16 protein-coding genes are annotated in these 16,287 nt (G+C 68.1%); 9 read left to right on the forward strand and 7 right to left on the reverse strand.

Annotated elements, in window-relative coordinates:
• Positions 1-47 precede the first annotated feature (47 nt).
• Together H8B22_RS08650 and H8B22_RS08655 are read left to right on the forward strand one after the other, a co-directional pair.
• On the forward strand, positions 48-629 hold the full coding sequence (locus H8B22_RS08650; RefSeq protein WP_187711045.1) for a dihydrofolate reductase family protein: 582 nt from the start codon (positions 48-50) through the stop codon (positions 627-629).
• Positions 630-666: 37 nt separating this feature from the next.
• Positions 667-1,311, forward strand: coding sequence for a glutathione S-transferase family protein (locus tag H8B22_RS08655; RefSeq protein WP_187711046.1), 645 nt, complete (start codon positions 667-669; stop codon positions 1,309-1,311).
• A 165-nt stretch (positions 1,312-1,476) separates the two neighbouring features.
• Here the strand turns inward: H8B22_RS08655 and rho are convergent, their stop codons facing one another.
• Both rho and trxA read right to left on the reverse strand, forming a co-directional pair.
• Positions 1,477-3,138 carry a transcription termination factor Rho gene (gene rho, locus H8B22_RS08660; protein ID WP_187711047.1) on the reverse strand — a complete coding sequence of 554 codons (1,662 nt, stop codon included), beginning with the start codon at positions 3,136-3,138 and terminating at the stop codon, positions 1,477-1,479.
• Between the two features lie 316 nt (positions 3,139-3,454).
• Entirely contained in the window at positions 3,455-3,781 is a 327-nt protein-coding gene (gene trxA, locus H8B22_RS08665; RefSeq protein WP_187711048.1) for a thioredoxin, read from the reverse strand.
• 232 nt (positions 3,782-4,013) lie between these two features.
• On the opposite strand from trxA, the gene rhlB reads away from it, so the two are divergent.
• From rhlB to H8B22_RS08695, 6 genes are all read left to right on the forward strand, one after another.
• Positions 4,014-5,711, forward strand: a complete 1,698-nt coding sequence (gene rhlB / locus H8B22_RS08670; protein WP_187711049.1) for an ATP-dependent RNA helicase RhlB — start codon at positions 4,014-4,016, stop codon at positions 5,709-5,711.
• 216 nt (positions 5,712-5,927) lie between these two features.
• Entirely contained in the window at positions 5,928-6,614 is a 687-nt protein-coding gene (gene ftsE / locus H8B22_RS08675) for a cell division ATP-binding protein FtsE (RefSeq protein ID WP_187711050.1), read from the forward strand.
• Positions 6,611-7,564, forward strand: a complete 954-nt coding sequence (gene ftsX, locus H8B22_RS08680) for a permease-like cell division protein FtsX (protein WP_187711051.1) — start codon at positions 6,611-6,613, stop codon at positions 7,562-7,564. The genes ftsE and ftsX overlap by 4 nt, the downstream gene beginning before the upstream one ends.
• Positions 7,565-7,653: 89 nt before the next feature.
• A complete protein-coding gene (locus tag H8B22_RS08685; protein ID WP_187711052.1) occupies positions 7,654-8,496 on the forward strand; it encodes a response regulator in 843 nt (280 codons plus the stop codon).
• Positions 8,497-8,602: 106 nt separating this feature from the next.
• Positions 8,603-9,325, forward strand: a complete 723-nt coding sequence (gene ung / locus H8B22_RS08690; protein ID WP_187711053.1) for a uracil-DNA glycosylase — start codon at positions 8,603-8,605, stop codon at positions 9,323-9,325.
• A gap of 31 nt (positions 9,326-9,356) precedes the next feature.
• Complete coding sequence (locus H8B22_RS08695) at positions 9,357-10,187, forward strand: SGNH/GDSL hydrolase family protein (protein WP_187711054.1); 831 nt, start codon at positions 9,357-9,359, stop codon at positions 10,185-10,187.
• A 117-nt stretch (positions 10,188-10,304) separates the two neighbouring features.
• Here the strand turns inward: H8B22_RS08695 and H8B22_RS08700 are convergent, their stop codons facing one another.
• From H8B22_RS08700 to H8B22_RS08710, 3 genes are all read right to left on the reverse strand, one after another.
• Complete coding sequence (locus tag H8B22_RS08700; RefSeq protein WP_187711055.1) at positions 10,305-11,225, reverse strand: DUF4097 family beta strand repeat-containing protein; 921 nt, start codon at positions 11,223-11,225, stop codon at positions 10,305-10,307.
• A 66-nt stretch (positions 11,226-11,291) separates the two neighbouring features.
• On the reverse strand, positions 11,292-11,786 hold the full coding sequence (locus H8B22_RS08705; protein WP_187711056.1) for a hypothetical protein: 495 nt from the start codon (positions 11,784-11,786) through the stop codon (positions 11,292-11,294).
• Complete coding sequence (locus tag H8B22_RS08710) at positions 11,783-12,355, reverse strand: RNA polymerase sigma factor (RefSeq protein WP_225876171.1); 573 nt, start codon at positions 12,353-12,355, stop codon at positions 11,783-11,785. The genes H8B22_RS08705 and H8B22_RS08710 overlap by 4 nt, the downstream gene beginning before the upstream one ends.
• Before the next feature lie 343 nt (positions 12,356-12,698).
• Between H8B22_RS08710 and rpoH the strand changes: the two genes are divergently transcribed.
• Positions 12,699-13,589, forward strand: a complete 891-nt coding sequence (gene rpoH, locus H8B22_RS08715; RefSeq protein WP_187711058.1) for an RNA polymerase sigma factor RpoH — start codon at positions 12,699-12,701, stop codon at positions 13,587-13,589.
• A gap of 69 nt (positions 13,590-13,658) precedes the next feature.
• On the opposite strand, the gene H8B22_RS08720 is transcribed toward rpoH, so the two are convergent.
• Both H8B22_RS08720 and H8B22_RS08725 read right to left on the reverse strand, forming a co-directional pair.
• A complete protein-coding gene (locus H8B22_RS08720; RefSeq protein WP_187711059.1) occupies positions 13,659-15,545 on the reverse strand; it encodes an XVIPCD domain-containing protein in 1,887 nt (628 codons plus the stop codon).
• Positions 15,546-15,754: 209 nt separating this feature from the next.
• Positions 15,755-16,276 carry a hypothetical protein gene (locus tag H8B22_RS08725; protein WP_187711060.1) on the reverse strand — a complete coding sequence of 174 codons (522 nt, stop codon included), beginning with the start codon at positions 16,274-16,276 and terminating at the stop codon, positions 15,755-15,757.
• Between the last annotated feature and the right edge of the window lie 11 nt (positions 16,277-16,287).

The following is a 16,287-nucleotide window of genomic DNA, read 5'->3' on the forward strand; positions in this document are numbered from 1 at the left end:
GCAGCCGCCTTCGTTCGTCGCCATCAGGAACACCCTGGAGGCACGAGATGGGCCGGATCATCGTGGAGCAGATCATCAGCGCCGACGGCTACGCGGCCGAGCCGGACGGCGGCATCGGTTTTTTCGTCGACGCGCGCGGCATCAACGAGGCCGACCAGGCGCAGTTGCGCCTGCTGGAATGCGTGGGCGCCATCGTCCTGGGGCGCACGACCTACCGCATGTTCGCCGATTACTGGCCCGACGCCGATCCGGTGCAGGAACCCGTGGCGGTGCCGATCAACCGCCTCCCGAAATACGTGGTGTCGAACACCCTGGACCGGGCGCCCTGGGGCCAGCGCGGTGATGCGGCGACCGTCCTGCGCGGCGACGGCACGGAATCGGTGCGCGCCCTGCGCAGTCGCGTCGATGGCGACGTGATCATCTGGGGCAGCCTGACCCTGTCAGATGCCTTGCTGCGCGCAGGCGAAGTCGACCTGCTGCGCCTGCGCGTCCTGCCGGTGCTGATCGGCGCCGGACGCTCCTTCGCTCCCGCCGATCCTGGTCGGCGCCCGCTGGAACTGCAGTCCAGCCGCGGGTACGCACAGGGGTTCGTGGTGCTGGAGTACCGCTGTCCGCGCGCCGCACACTGATTCTCGACAATCCATGCCATCGCCACGGAGCCGTCCGATGATCCCCACCATCACCGCGTTCGAACGCTCGCCCGATGGCGGCAAGGGACTCGCACGCGATACGCGCGTTCGCTGGGCCCTTGAAGAAGTGGGCCAGCCCTACGCGGTCCGCCCGGTTTCGTTCCGCGCGATGCGGGAGCCGGCGCACCTGGCCCTGCATCCTTTCGGAAAGATTCCGACCTACGAGGAGGGCGATCTGGCGCTGTTCGAATCGGGCGCGATCGTCTTCCATATCGCCGAGCACCACGCCGGCCTGTTTCCGGACGATGCCAATGCCCGGGCGCGGGCGATCACTTGGATGTTCGCCGCGCTCAACACGGTCGAGCCGGCGATCCTTGAACTGGCAACCGCCAGGCTGCTGGAGGGCGACAAGCCCTGGAGCCGGGAGCGCCTGCCACTGGTCGCCGATCGCGTGCGCGACCGGCTGAAGCAACTTTCCGCGCATCTGGGCACTGCGGACTGGCTCGATGGCGTATTCAGCGCGGGTGACCTGATGATGGTGTCGGTGCTGCTCCGGTTGCGGGCCTCGGGCGTGCTGGACGAATTCCCGGGCCTGGCGGCCTACGTCTCCCGTGGCGAGGCGCGGCCCGCTTACCGGCGCGCGTTCGCCGCGCAGTTAGCGATCAACGCGCCGTTGGAGTGATAGCGGTCTGTTCCGGGTCGGGCACCGCCATTCCCGGCTCCCGACAGGAACGCTCCCGCCAAGGAACTCGCAGGCACAAAAAAGCCCTGCTGATTGGAAGGCCTTGAAGTCCAAGGCCCCAGCAGGGCTTTCGCTCGGACCTCGGCAGGTCCGATCTTTCGTTGCTCAGCGCTTCATCGAACTGAAGAACTCGTCGTTCGACTTGGTGTTCTTCATCTTGTCGAGCAGGAATTCCATCGCGCCGATCTCGTCCATGCCGTGCAGCAGCTTGCGCAGGATCCAGATCTTCTGCAGCAGCTCCGGTTCGATCAGCAGGTCTTCGCGGCGGGTGCCCGAGCGGTTGATGTTGATCGCCGGGTACACGCGCTTTTCGGCGATGCGACGGTCCAGGTGCACTTCGGAGTTGCCGGTGCCCTTGAACTCTTCGTAGATCACCTCGTCCATCTTCGAGCCGGTGTCGATCAGCGCAGTCGCGATGATGGTCAGCGAACCGCCTTCCTCGACGTTACGCGCGGCGCCGAAGAAGCGCTTCGGGCGGTGCAGGGCGTTGGCGTCGACACCACCGGTCAGGACCTTGCCCGAGGACGGCACCACGTTGTTGTAGGCGCGGGCCAGGCGGGTGATCGAGTCGAGCAGGATGACGACGTCCTTCTTGTGCTCGACCAGGCGCTTGGCGCGCTCGATCACCATCTCGGCGACCTGCACGTGGCGGGCGGCGGGTTCGTCGAAGGTCGACGACACCACTTCGCCGCGCACGGTGCGCTGCATTTCGGTCACTTCTTCCGGACGCTCGTCGACCAGCAGGACGATCAGGTGCACGTCCGGGTGGTTGGTGGTGATCGCGGTGGCGACCTGCTGCATCAGCATGGTCTTGCCGGCCTTGGGCGGCGAGACGATCAGCGCGCGCTGGCCTTTGCCCTGCGGCGCCATCAGGTCGAGGATGCGGCCGGTGATGTCTTCGGTCGAACCGTCGCCGCGTTCGAGGCGGAACTTGCGGCGCGGGAACAGCGGGGTCAGGTTCTCGAACAGGACCTTGTTCTTCGACGCTTCCAGCGGCTCGCCGTTGATCGTGTCGACCACGGCCAGGGCGAAGTAGCGCTCGCCGTCCTTGGGCCAGCGGATGCGGCCGGACAGGTGGTCGCCCGTGCGCAGGTTGAAGCGGCGGATCTGGCTGGGCGAGATGTAGGTGTCGTCCGGGCCGGCCAGGTAGCTGGCCTCGTGCGAGCGCAGGAAGCCGAAACCGTCGGGCAGGATTTCCAGCACGCCGTCGGCGGCGACGCCTTCGCCGTGGCGGGTCAGGACCTTGAGCACCGCAAAGATGACGTCCTGCTTGCGCGCGCGGGCGACGCCTTCCTGGATCTGCAGCTGCTCGGCGATGTCCAGCAGCTTGTTCGCCGGCATGCGCTTGAGGTCGCCCAGCGAATAGACCGGGAAGCCTTCCGGCACCTGCGGGTGCGGGCGCGGCACGAAGGTCTCGTTGCCGCCGCCCTCGTCCTGCATGCCGCCGTCGCGGTAGCGGTCGCGCTGGCGGTCGCGGCGGTTGCGGAAGCGGTCGCGGCGGTTGTTGCCGCCACCACCACGGTTGTCGAAGTCGCGGCCTTCGCGCGGCTGGCCGTTGTCGTTGCCTTGGGCCTGGTCGCCGGCAGGCGCAGGGCCCGCGGTATCGGCGGACGGCGCCGGCGCGGCTTCGCGCGGTGCGGACGGCGCGGCGGCCTGGGGAGTGGGTTCGGCGGTGGCGGCCGGAGCAGCGGCGTCGGCCTTCACGACGCGTGCCTTGCGCACGCGCTTCTCGGCGGTTTCGCCGGAATCGGGGGTGTTATCGGACAAGCAGGGAATCCTCGCTAAGCGGCGAGCGCTCGCGGGCTGCGAGCGTTACGTCAGGGACGTGGGTCATGGAGAAGAGGGGCGCGGCGCCGGACGCTCGATGGCAGTTCCGGCAGGCCTGCGAGGCGAAACTAGCACCGCGGCCGCGTGGCGGCAAGCGCGCCGCGACAGGGGTTCAGCCCCGATAGTGATGAATGCGAGCCGCTGCCGACAGCAAGAAACCGGTTGCCGGGCCGTTTGGCAGGCTGCCGGCGGCCCGCTTGCACGGCGTCGCGGCACCCGGCAGCGCCCTCTCCCGTCGGGAGAGGGCTTGGGGCGCTCACAGCGCCTTGTCGATCATCTGGCTGAGCTGGGCCTTGCCGACCGCGCCGATCTGCTGCGAATGGATCTGGCCGTCCTTGAACAGCAGCAGCATCGGGATCGAGCGCACGTGGTACTTCATCGCGCTGGCGCGGTTGTGGTCGACGTTGACCTTCACGATCCTGGCCTTGCCGGCGTAGGTATCGGCCAGTTCGTCCAGGGCCGGGGCGATCATCTTGCAGGGGCCGCACCATTCGGCCCAGAAGTCGACGAGGACCGGCTCGGACGAGCCCAGCACGACGGCGTCGAAATCGGCATCGCCGACATGCATCACTTTGTCGCTCACGCAAATCTCCTGGAAGACCCCCTGAAAAGGGGGGTTGCGCCCCGGCAGACGGGCGGGGCAAGGGTCTGGGTTAAACTGGGGCGTTTCGCGCCGGCTTCAAGTCCTGGCGCCGACCGGACCGGCCTGACAGAACGAGGTACGGAACCCGCCGCCCGCCACGCCCGGCCCCGGCAGTCTGCGATGCAGGCCGCCCCCCATGCAAGCGCGCACTGCGCGCACCGATGAAACACTGATGAGCGATAAGCCCCTAACCGATATCACGTTCGATTCGTTCGAACTCCACCCGTCCTTGCTGGCGGGCCTCGAAGCCGCCGGCTTCACCCGCTGCACGCCGATCCAGGCGCTCACCTTGCCGCTGGCCCTGAACGGCCGCGACGTCGCCGGCCAGGCGCAGACCGGCACCGGCAAGACCCTCGCCTTCCTCGTGGCGGTGATGAACCGCCTGCTGACGCGCCCGGCCCTGGCCGAGCGCAAGCCGGAAGACCCGCGTGCGCTGATCCTCGCCCCGACCCGTGAACTCGCCATCCAGATCCACAAGGATGCGGTGAAGTTCGGCAGCGACCTCGGCCTGAAGTTCGCCCTGGTCTACGGCGGCGTCGACTACGACAAGCAGCGCGAGATCCTGCAGAAGGGCGCCGACGTCATCATCGCCACGCCCGGCCGCCTGATCGACTACGTCAAGCAGCACAAGGTCGTGTCGCTGCACGCCTGCGAGATGTGCGTGCTCGACGAAGCCGACCGCATGTTCGACCTCGGCTTCATCAAGGACATCCGCTTCCTGCTGCGGCGCATGCCCGAGCGCACCACGCGCCAGACCCTGCTGTTCTCGGCGACGCTGTCGCACCGCGTGCTCGAACTCGCCTACGAGCACATGAACGAGCCGGAAAAGCTCGTGGTCGAAGCCGAAACGGTGACCGCCGCGCGCGTGCGCCAGAAGCTGTACTACCCGGCGGACGAGGAGAAGTTGCCGCTGCTGCTCGGCCTGCTTTCGCGCAGCGAGGGCGCGCGCACGATGGTGTTCGTCAACACCAAGGCGTTCGTCGAGCGCGTCGCGCGTGCGCTGGAACGCGCCGGCTACCGCGTCGGCGTGCTCTCCGGCGACGTCCCGCAGAAGAAGCGCGAATCACTGCTGAAGAAGTTCCAGGCCGGCCAGCTCGAGATCCTGGTCGCCACCGACGTGGCCGCGCGCGGCCTGCACATCGATGGCGTGTCGCACGTCTACAACTACGACCTGCCGTTCGACGCGGAGGACTACGTGCACCGCATCGGCCGCACCGCGCGCCTGGGCGCCGAGGGCGATGCGATCAGCTTCGCCTGCGAGCGCTACGGCATCTCGCTGCCCGACATCGAGGCCTATATCGAGCAGAAGATCCCGGGCGAGCACGTGACGCCGGAGATGCTGGTCGCGCTGCCGCGCACGCCGCGCGAAGTCCCGGCCGGTGCGGACGGCGACGACGACGAAAGCATCGGCGCCATCTTCAAGGAAGCGCGCGAGCAGCGTGCCGCCGACGAAGAGCGTCGTGGCGGTGGCCGCAGCCGCAGTGGCAGCGGTGGCGGCCGTCGCGAGGGTTCGCGCGACGGGGCCCGTCGCGAAGGCGGCCCGCGCCGCGAACGCACGCCGGGCGAGGCGCGTCCGCCGCGTGCCGAGCGTCCCGCCGCGGCGCCGGTCGTGGCCGCAGCTGCGGTGGCCGCAGTGCCCGCCGCCGAAGGCGAGCGCGCGCCGCGCAAGCGCCGTCGCCGTCGCGGCGGTCGTCGCATCGAGAACGGTGAAGCCGTGCAGGCAGCAACGGCCGCCAAGGCGTCGGTGAACGTGGCCGCCAAGCCCGCCGCCAAGCCGGCCGCCGCGGCCCCGGCCAAGCCCGGCCTGCTGGCGCGCATCGGCCACGGCCTGAAGAAGCTGGTCACCCGCGCGCCCAGTTCGCAGCACTGAGGCTGGCCGCGGCAGGCGCGTGCCTGCGCTTGCTTCGTCATCCCGGCGCAAGCCGGGATCCAGCCGTTGCTCCGCGCCAAGGCGTTGCGAAGGTAATTTCCAAGCTGGATCCCGGCTTACGCCGGGATGACGGGCAATGCCGCACAACCGCGTTCTGACTAGCCATCCCTGCGCCCGCCGTCGATACTTGCTGCTGGCCCAGCACACCGGCACCGAATGAGCGTCCTGCGCTTCGACAACGTCAGCAAACGCTACGACAGCGGTCACCACGCGCTGACCGACGTCAGCTTCGAAGTCGCCCCGGGCGAGATGCTGTTCGTCACCGGTCATTCCGGTGCCGGCAAGAGCACGCTGCTCAAGCTCATCCACCTCAGCGAGCGCGCCAGCCGCGGCGCGGTGTTGTTCGGCGAGAAGAACCTCGCCAAGGTGCGCGGCGGCCGCATCGCCCTGCATCGCCGCGACGTCGGCGTGGTCTACCAGGACCACCGCCTTCTCACCGACCGCAACGTCGCCGACAACGTCGGCCTGCCGCTGGTGCTGCGTGGCATGCGCCGCGGCGACATCGCCAAGCGCGTGCGCAGCGTGCTGGAAAAGGTCGGTCTCGCCGCGCGCGCCAACGCCTTCCCCGGGCAGCTCTCGGCCGGCGAGCAGCAGCGCGTCGGCATCGCGCGCGCGATCGTCAGCGAACCCAAGCTGCTGGTCGCCGACGAGCCCACCGGCAACCTCGATCCCACCCTGTCGGCGGAGATCCTCGCCCTGTTCGCCTCGCTGCCCGAGCGCGGCACCAGCGTGCTGGTCGCCAGCCACGACCTCGGCCTGCTCAAGCGCATGAAGAAGCGCGTGCTGGTGCTCAACGAAGGGCGTCTCGTCGACGACATCTCGCCGCAGGAACTGGCCGAATGAACAGCGAAGTCGAGGCCATCCGGCCGCAGTCGCGGCTGGGCATGTGGTTCGACCACCACGTCTACAGCCTCGTCGCCAGCCTGGGGCGCATGCTGCGCAAGCCGTGGGCGACCGCGCTCACTGTCGGGGTGATGGCGGTGGCGCTCGCGTTGCCGCTGGGCCTGTGGGTCGCGCTGCAGAACGTCGAACGCTTCGCCGGCAACGTGCAGCAATCGCGGCAGGTGAGCCTGTTCCTGAAGACGGCGGTCGCGTCCGAACGCGCCCGCGCGCTCGCGGACGAGCTGCAGGCGCGCGCGGACGTCGCCGCGGTCGAACTGCGCACGCCGGAGCAAGGATTGGACGAACTGCGCCGCCGCGGCCTGGGCGATTCGGTCGCCGCGCTGGAAGGCAACCCCTTGCCCAGCCTGTTGATCGTCACGCCCAAGGCCGACGGCGACGGCGATGCCGAAGCCGCGCTGGTGCAGGCGTTGCAGCAACTGCCCGAGGCCGATGTCGTCCAGCACGACGCCGGCTGGCGCGACCGGCTCGCGCAGTGGCTGCGCTTCGGCATGCGCCTGGCGTGGGTGCTGGCGGCGCTGCTCGGATTCGGCGCGCTGCTGGTGGTCGGCAACACCGTGCGCCTCGACATCCAGTCGCGGCGCGACGAAATCGGTGTGCTGCAGTTGCTCGGCGCCAGCGATGGCTTCATCCGCCGGCCGTTCCTGTACCTGGGCGCGTGCTACGGCGTGATCGCCGGTGCGCTCGCGCTCGCCGTGCTGACCGTGGCCGATCTCGCCCTGCGCGCGCCGCTGGCGGAACTCGCGCGCAGTTATGGCAGCGGGTTCGCCCTGCATGGCTTCGACCTGCCGCAGGCGATCGCGACCGTGCTGGGCGCCGGCGTGCTGGGATGGCTCGGCGCCGGCTTCGTGACCGGCCATTACCTGCGCCAGACCCGTCCGACCGAAACCTGAGTAAAAAGCCGACGGTCGTCGCAACTCGATCACATAAAGCCGCGACGCAACGCGTACACTCGCCGCTCGCCCGTCGCTCCGAAATTTCCATGTCATCGCAGGACCTGCGCCACCTCGACAATGCCGCGCCGCGCGTGATGGTGGTGGACGGCAGCAAGCTGGTGCGCAAGATGATTGGCGACGTGCTCGTGCGCGAAGTCGCCGATGCCGAACTGGTCGCCTGCGGCAGCATCGAGGAGGCGCGCAACGCGCTCGCGCAGGGCGCGGTCAACCTGGTCACCACCTCGCTGGTGCTGCCGGACGGCGACGGCATCGTCCTGGCGCGCACCGTGCGCGAGGCGTCGGGACAGGCGTACGTGCCGGTCATCGTCGTGTCCGGCAATGCGCAGGACGCGCTGGAAGCGCGCCGCTTCACCGAAGACGTCACCGATTACTTCGACAAGGGCCTGGGCTACGGCGCGCTGGCCGCCTTCATCCGTGGCTACGTGCAGCCCGAGCCGATCCCCGGCGCGCGCGTGCTGTACGTGGAAGACAGCAAGGTCGTCGCGATGGCGACCAAGCGCATGCTCGAGCGCAGCGGCCTGGTCGTCGTGCATTTCGTCGGCGTCGAAGAGGCGCTCGAATACCTGGAGCAGCACCGCGGCAACGACGATCCGGGCGCCGACCTGGTGCTCACCGACGTCTACCTGAAGGGCGTGCTGGAAGGCAGCGACCTGCTCAAGCGCATCCGCCACGATTTCGGCTACGGCAAGCGCCGTCTGCCGGTGCTAGTGATGACCGGCGACGCCAACCCCGACAACCAGAGCGAACTGCTGCGCATGGGCGCGAACGATTTGGTGCTCAAGCCGATCGAGGAGCGCCTGCTGGTGACCAAGACGCTGTTCCAGCTGCGCGTGGCGAAGATCCCCGAGCAACGCACGCTGGATGCGTAGGGCGGGCTCAAGCCCGCCGCTGGCTGCTTGAGTAATCCGGCGGCCGCCTGATGAATCCCGCGACAGGATGGCGGGCTTGAGCCCGCCCTGCGCTTATCCTTGGCGCATGAACGAAACCGTCGAACGCATCAAGCTCGAGCCGTCCTGGAAGACGCGCATCGGTGAGTACCTGCAGCGCGACGACATGCAGCAGCTGTCGGCGTTCCTGCGCGAACGCAAGGCACAGGGCGCGCGGGTGTTTCCGCCGGGGCCGCAGATCTTCGCCGCGCTGGAGGCGACGCCGTTCGACGACGTGAACGTGGTGATCCTCGGCCAGGATCCCTACCACGGCGTCGGCCAGGCGCACGGCCTGTGCTTCTCGGTGCAGCCCGGCATCGCCGTGCCGCCGTCGCTGGACAACATCTACAAGGAAATCCAGCGCGACCTCGGCATCGCGCGGCCCAACCACGGCTGCCTGACGCATTGGGCCGAACAGGGCGTGCTGCTGCTCAACGCAGTGCTGACCGTCGAGGAAGGCCGCGCCGGCGCGCACCAGGGCAAGGGTTGGGAGGGCTTCACCGACCACATCGTCGACCTGCTCAACCGCGAGCGCGAGCACCTGGTGTTCCTGCTCTGGGGCAGCTACGCCCAGGCCAAGGGCAAGGTGATCGATCCACGCCGGCACCTGGTGCTGAAGGCGCCGCATCCGTCGCCGCTGTCGGCGCATCGCGGCTTCATCGGCTGCGGGCATTTCTCCGCCACCAACCGCTACCTGGCGCAGCACGGCAGGCCGCCGATCGACTGGTCGTTGCCGGCGCAGGCGGCCGGGCGCGCCCAGCCCCTGGTGTAGGATCGCGGCGCTTTCCACGACTAGGACCGTCATGCGTCATCTGCGTGCAGCCCTCGCGGCCGCGGGTCTGTTCCTTGCGGCCACGACCGCGCAGGCGGCGACGCATTACGACCGCCTCTACGCCTTCGGCGACAGCTTTTCGGATACCGGCGCGGGTTTCGCCGGCAGCAACGGCCCGACCGCCGTGGCGCAGCTCGCGCATCGTCTCGGGCTTTCCCTCGCCCATTCGCGCGAACCCGAAGCCAACTGCCGCAGCATCAACTTCGCCGTGGCCAGCGCGCGCACCGGCGACAACCCCGGGCGCAGGATCGGCGACTATTGGCTGGTGGTCGGGATGCAGAACCAGGTGGAGGACTTCGCCACGCGCGTGCAGCGCGGCGACATCGCCTTCGATCCCGAGACGACTCTGTTCTTCATCGAAGGCGGCCTCAACGATGCGGGCACGCCGGCCGCGGTGACGACCGCCAACCTGACCCGCCAGATCGAGCGCCTGCGCAGCGTCGGTGCGCGCCACGTCTCGGTCGCGCTGCTGCCGACGCGGATTCCCGCATTCCGCGAGGAGGCATTGCGGCTCAATCCCGCCTACCGCAGCCTGGTGCCGGTGTTGCGGCGCACCTTGGGCATCGACGTGCGCCTGAACCGGTTCGGCGCCTACCTCGACGACATCCAGGCCGACCCGTCGCGCTACGGCCTGGTCGATACCGAATCGCAGTGCGCCGGCAACCCGCTCGCCGGCGAGGACACCACGCCCTGTGCGGCGCCGGATACCTACTTCTACTACCTGGCCGACCACCCCTCGGCCGCGGTGAGCCGCATCGTCGGCGACCGGCTGTACGCGGAGATCGTGGGCGCAGCGCGCTGATGCAAGCGGTGGATCCGTGGGTGCGTCGCCAGGCCGAGTCGATGCGAGTGCGAGTTAAACGGAACAAAAAACGGGGCCACGTGGCCCCGTTTGTTCGTCGATGAGCAAGCCGATGTTTCAGTCGAGCTGCAGCCGCGCATCGCCCGAGAACGATTCCAGGCGGACCTCGCCGTCGCCGTTGCCGTAGCGGTGTTCGAAGCTGGAGCCCGGGCCGTGCTTGGGCCGGCTGATCTGCGCGTTGGGCGCGGTCAGGTCGCCGCTGAAGCTTTCGCCGCGGACTTCCGCCGACAGGTTCGCCGGCAGGCGCAGGGTGAGGTTGCCGCTGACGCTCTCCACGCCGATGCGGCCGCCCGGCGCCAGCGCGGTGGCGATGCGCATGTCGCCGGAGACGGTGTTGCCGGTCAGCTTGTGCACGCTGCTCTGGTGGCCGGACATGTCGATGTCGCCGGACACGGTTTCGACGTGCACCTCGCCGCCGAGGCGGCCGCGCAGCTCGATGTCGCCGCTCACGCTTTCGGTGCTGACCTTGGCGCTGTTGAGGATCAGGCGCAGATCGCCGCTGACGCTGTCGATGGTCGCTTCGCGTGGCGCGCCGACGACGCTGACGTCGCCGCTGACGCTGTCGATCGACAGGTCGCCCGCGGCGAGGCCGTTGACGTCGACGTCGGCCGACACCGCGTCGATCTCGAGGTCGGCCTGCAGCGGCACCATCAGGCGCAGCTGCGACGGTTCGCTCTTGTCGCTGCCGGAGAAGAAGCCCAGGCCGCCGGTCTTCGGGTACTTCACCTTCACCGACAGGTGCTGCGCGTCGCCGCTGATCTCCAGCTTCTCCACGCCCTGGCCGAGGCTGCCTTCGATCTTCACCTCGCGCCGGTCCCATGCGCGGACTTCGATGCGGCCCTTGAGGTTCTCTACGGTGACATGGCCGCGCGCGTCCAGCGGGCGGGTTTCGTTGATCGGCGTGGCGGCGAGCGCGGCGTTGAACAGCGAAGGCGCGGCGAGCGCAGCGGCGATCATGAGGGCGGGGAGTCGGGACATGGTGGTTCTCCGGAACTGCAACAAGCGTGGAATCGACTGACTAACTGACTAATCGGTGCGGTGGGATCAGGTGTAGGCAACGCGCTGGGCGAGCGCCAGGCGATGGGCGTAGGTGCGGCGCAGCTGTTCGAGCAGGCGGACCGAATCCGGATCGCTGGCCAGCGCGGCGCGGATCGTGGCGACGTCGCGGTCGAGCGCTTCGGCGGTCGGCTGCAGGCTCGCCGGGATCGGTGCCTGCACTTCCTGCAGCGCGGCCTGGTACTGGCGGCTGAGGCTGTCGGCCTCGCGCTGGACCAGGGTCGGCGCCGGCGGCGATGCGTACTGGCCCGTGCGCGCCAGCCAGCCCGCCGCGCCTACCGCCAATACGAGGCTGGCGGCCATGGCCAGGGTGGCGGGGCGCAGCCAGCGCCGCGCCGCGGGCGCCGACGCGCGCTGCGGCGCCAGCCGTCCGGCGATGCCGGGCCACAGGTCGTGCGCAGGCGTGGCGTCCTGGCGCAGGGCGCGCAGTTGCCAGCGCAGGGCATCGGGGAAGTCGTGCGGATCGTCGTGGTGGGTGTTCATGCGTGTGCCTCCAGCCGGGTCCGCAGCAGCTGCCGGGCCCGGTGCAATTGCGCTTTCGAGCTGCCGACGGCCATACCGAGTTCGGCGGCGATTTCCTCGTGTTGCCAGCCTTCCACGTCGTACAGGACCAGCACCGCGCGGGCGCGCGGCGGCAGGCTGGCGACGGCGCGTTCCAGGTCCATCGACAGGGCCGTGGCGTGGCCGGCGGAATCTGGGGTGCCCAGGATGTCGAAGGCGTCTTCGTCGCCGTCGTCCTGCGGCCGGCTCTTGCGGCTGCGCAGGTCCATCAGTGCGGTGTTCACCGCCAGCCGGTGCAGCCAGGTCGCGAAGGCCGACTCGAAGCGGAATGCCGGCAATGCCTGCCAGGCGCGGACGAAGGCGTCCTGGGTCAGGTCCTCGGCGCGGGAGCCGTGCCCGCCCACCAGGCGGGCGATGACGCCGTGGATCCGCCCGGCATGGCGGCGGTACAGGGATTCGAAGGCCGCCACCTCACCCCGCGCGGCGGCCCCGACCAGGGCGCGCTCGTCGTCGGTCCCGTCCTCGGGCTGGCTGTCGATCTGGATGGGCATGACGGCGGTGAGCATAGCCATACAGATGCAGGCCCGGCTGCAGGCGTTTAAACAGGGGTGAACGAAGCTGAAGCCCTTCCGGCGAGGCCGGCGGTGGCCCAGACCGTCGGCCCCCGGAGTGGGCCAAGGCGCGAGCAGGGTGTGGCAGTGCCGCCGGGGATCCATTCAGGAATCACCGTGCTCCCCCGAGCATCCAGAATTTATGTAACTAACTGATTTTACTTGGCTTGATTCGAGCCTGATGGTGCCCGCCCGCCCCGCCAAACCTCGTTCCACGAGTGCAACGCATCGGAACCTTTTTGCCCTTTAGCAGTCCCATAACCCGACTGCTAAGATCCCCGCCATGACCCAGACTGCCTCCACCGCCCTCGTCGCCAACAACCTGCCGATTCCCGCCTTCAACGGGCTGTCGGCCATCGGCTCGCTGGACGCCTACATCGGCGCGGTGCACCAGATTCCGGTGCTGACCGCCGAAGACGAACAGGCGCTCGCCCGCCGCTTCCGCGACGGCGAAGACCTCGATGCCGCCCGCGAACTGGTGCACTCGCACCTGCGTTTCGTCGTGCATGTCGCCCGTGGCTACAACGGTTACGGCCTGCAGATCGGCGACCTGATCCAGGAAGGCAACATCGGCCTGATGAAGGCGGTGAAGCGCTTCGATCCGGAGCAGGGCGTGCGCCTGGTGTCCTTCGCGGTGCATTGGATCCGCGCCGAGATGCACGAGTTCATCCTCAAGAACTGGCGCATCGTGAAGGTCGCCACGACCAAGGCGCAGCGCAAGCTGTTCTTCAACCTGCGCAAGTCCAAGACCCGCCTGGGCTGGATGAACGCGGAGGAAGTGCGCGCCGTCGCCGCCGACCTCAACGTGTCCGAGCGTGAAGTGCTGGAGATGGAATCGCGCCTGTCCGGTCGCGACATCGGCTTCGATGCGCCCAGCGACGAAGACGACGACCATGCGCCGCCGTCGCCGGCCGCCTACTTGCGTGCCGACAGCGAGGATCCCTCGCAGGCCTACGAACGCGCCGACAGCGAGGACAACCAGCTCGAGCTGCTGCGCGAAGGCATGGCCAACCTCGATGCGCGCTCGCGCGACATCATCCGTCGCCGCTGGCTCGACGACGACAACAAGGTGACGCTGCAGGAACTGGCCGACGAATACGGCGTCAGCGCCGAACGCATCCGCCAGATCGAGGCAAATGCGCTGAAGAAGATGAAGGCGTTGTTCGCGGCCTGATTAGATACACAGCCCGATACGCTTGACCACGAACGGCCCGGAATTCCGGGCCGTTCGTTTTTGCAGCGATCAGTGCGCCGGCGCCGCCTGCGGTTTCGGCATCGATGCCTGCAGGCGCTGTTCGTCCTGTTGCTGCAACTGCACGTTGGTCGCGACCTGCCGGGCCTGCTGGCTGCTTTCGGCAATCGATTGCGACATGGCCTGCTGGGTGCCGATCGCATCGGTGCTGCGGTTGAGCGCCGGTTCGTCGCGCAGGGCATTGACCTGCACCGCGCGCGCCAGCGTGCCCTGCGCGTTCAATTCGACCCGGTCGATGCGCTCCAGCCGCTCGCGCACCGCTTCGACGGTCAGCGCGCCCGCCAACTGTTCGCTGTGCGGCCCCGGCTTGATGCCGCGCTGCGCCTCGGCGGCGTGCACCTTGTCCAGCACCTGCAGATAGCGGCCATGCTGTGGATGCCCGGCATGCGTGAGCAGTTCCCGCTCGCCCTGCCGAAGCAGTTCCTGCGTCTTCGGTCCGGCGACGCCCAGGCCCTGCAGGCCGTGTTCGCGCTGGAACGCCTGCAACGCGTGCCGCGTGCGCTCGCCGAAGTCGCCATCCGCCAGCAGCGGCTTGCCTTCCGCGTCGCGATAGCCGAGCCGCCGCAGGGTTTCCTGCAGGCGCGTCACGTCCGCGCCCTTCTCGCCGAGCTGCAGGACGCCGTCGGCACCGGCACTGCGCGGTCTGGCCTGTGCGGTTTCCGCATGCGTCGGGGCGCCCTGGGTACGCGCCTGGCCCTGGATCAGCTCGCGCGCCTTTGCCAGCGGATCGGTGGCGTACAACCCGACGCCGCGACCCTGCTTGGCCTGCAGGTAGCGATCGAGCGGAATCATTTCCACGCCTTCGCCGCCCCGCGACTGGCTGATCATCAGCCGGCCATCGCTGGGGTCGCGCACCACCATGGTGATGTGGTCGATGCCTTTGTAGCGGCCGGCGGGTTCCCAGCTCTGCTTGCCGTTGTTCTCGCCGATGATCATGCCTTCCTTGAGCATGTCCGGCGTCAGCGGAGCCTTGTGCAGGACTCCCGTCTTCTCGACGGTTTGTCGGATCATCTGGTCCGATGTCGTGGTTGCGAAGAGATCACGGTTGCCGAACACCGGCCGCCCACTCTCGCGATTGACCTCCATCATCGTGGCGTTCTGCAGTTCCTTGACCCAGCCCGCGCAGTCGATGCGGCCTCGTTCAAGATTTTTTGCACCAAGGCCGTACTTCACATCGTCGTACTTGATGCCAAGTTCGTATGCGGCATTCAAGGTGAGGCCCTCTCGTGGCGCCGGCCGTGCCTCATTGGTAGAGGGATGGCGCTGCTGGGCGGGCGCCGGGTCCGCGACAGCGACGGTCTTCCATGCCTGTTCCGGAGCAATGCCCCGGTCTACGAGCGCCCGGTAGTCGCTACGCATCTCATTCAGCGCGGCGGCCGATTGCGCGAGGGTGATGCTGGCGTGGTTCGCGCCGCCGTAATGGCTCTTTCCGTTCTTGTTCGGATCGCCAAAACTTGCCCACTCGCAGGCCAGTGCGTATTGGGCTTTCTCCAGCGTCACTCCCGGCTTTCCCACGATGTAATCGTGGATGGCGGGACGCTTGGTCACTATCAGGTACTCGGAAAAAACCCGGTCCTGCAGCTGCGGGGTGAAGCGCTGGTCGCGATCGAGTCCCAGGCGTGCGACCGCAGCGTCCATCGTCTGGGGGATGATCTGGTACTTCCCCACGGCGAAAAGGCGATCCGGATCGCGTCGTGCCGCGTGTTGCAGGTCCAGCACCTGTCCAAGGGTGAGTTGGGAAAAGTCGATGGAACGGTCGGGTGGGCGTATGCGCTGCGTGCCGTCCGAGTCCACATAGGTGCCACGGTTGTAGGCGTTGTATCCGGCTGCACCGGATTCGCCCCGCCGGATAAGCTCGAGCAAAGGGTTTCCGCTCATTGATAACTTCCTGTCTGGTCAAGATGGATGAATGGTTGCCTGAAGAAATTTCGTCCTGAATCTTCCTCAGCCATCGCAAGCACAACGTGCTTGCCATCGAGCCGGACACTTGCCAGATCCGACTCGTCCTGGCGCCTCATGCGCCATTGCCGCTGCTGCGGCAATTCCTGGTTGCCAGGCCGCGGATGCGGTCGCGACCCGGCAATCACTTACTTTTCCGGGGTGACCTCCCAGCTCATGACCTGGAGTCCGGATTCCTCGCCAGCGACATTCCAGTCACTCAGTTCACCCACGCCGGTGACTTCCAGGCGCAGGCCTCCGGCTTCGTTGCGGAACACGGAAAGACTCCGGGCATCGCCGCTGTAGGCGCTGAGTTCCGGGATTTCGTCGCAAGCACGGCACGACGGGAGGTCAGGGTTGCCCTCGCAAAGCGCGACATGGTCGCTGCCAGCGACATTGACCTTGCATTGCGGGTCTACGACGGGCTGCCAGCCCAGGGCGAGCACTTCGTTGCGGAAGTCGGCGTACGCCATGCCCTTCCTGGCGACGCGATCGAGTGCGACGGTGGGGGATTCGTCCGTGTTCGCTTCCATGCGGTTTTCCTTGGCGGTCGAGGCCAGTTGCGGCTGCGCCGCTTGCGGAATGGATGACTCCGTTGAGCCGGATGAGGCGGGGCCACAAGCGGTCAGCAACAAGGCGAGGGAAAATGCCGATGCGATCGATTCACGCATTGCTGTCGTTC

Source organism: Lysobacter terrestris, from assembly GCF_014489475.1.
Classification (GTDB): Bacteria; Pseudomonadota; Gammaproteobacteria; order Xanthomonadales; family Xanthomonadaceae; genus Agrilutibacter; species Agrilutibacter terrestris.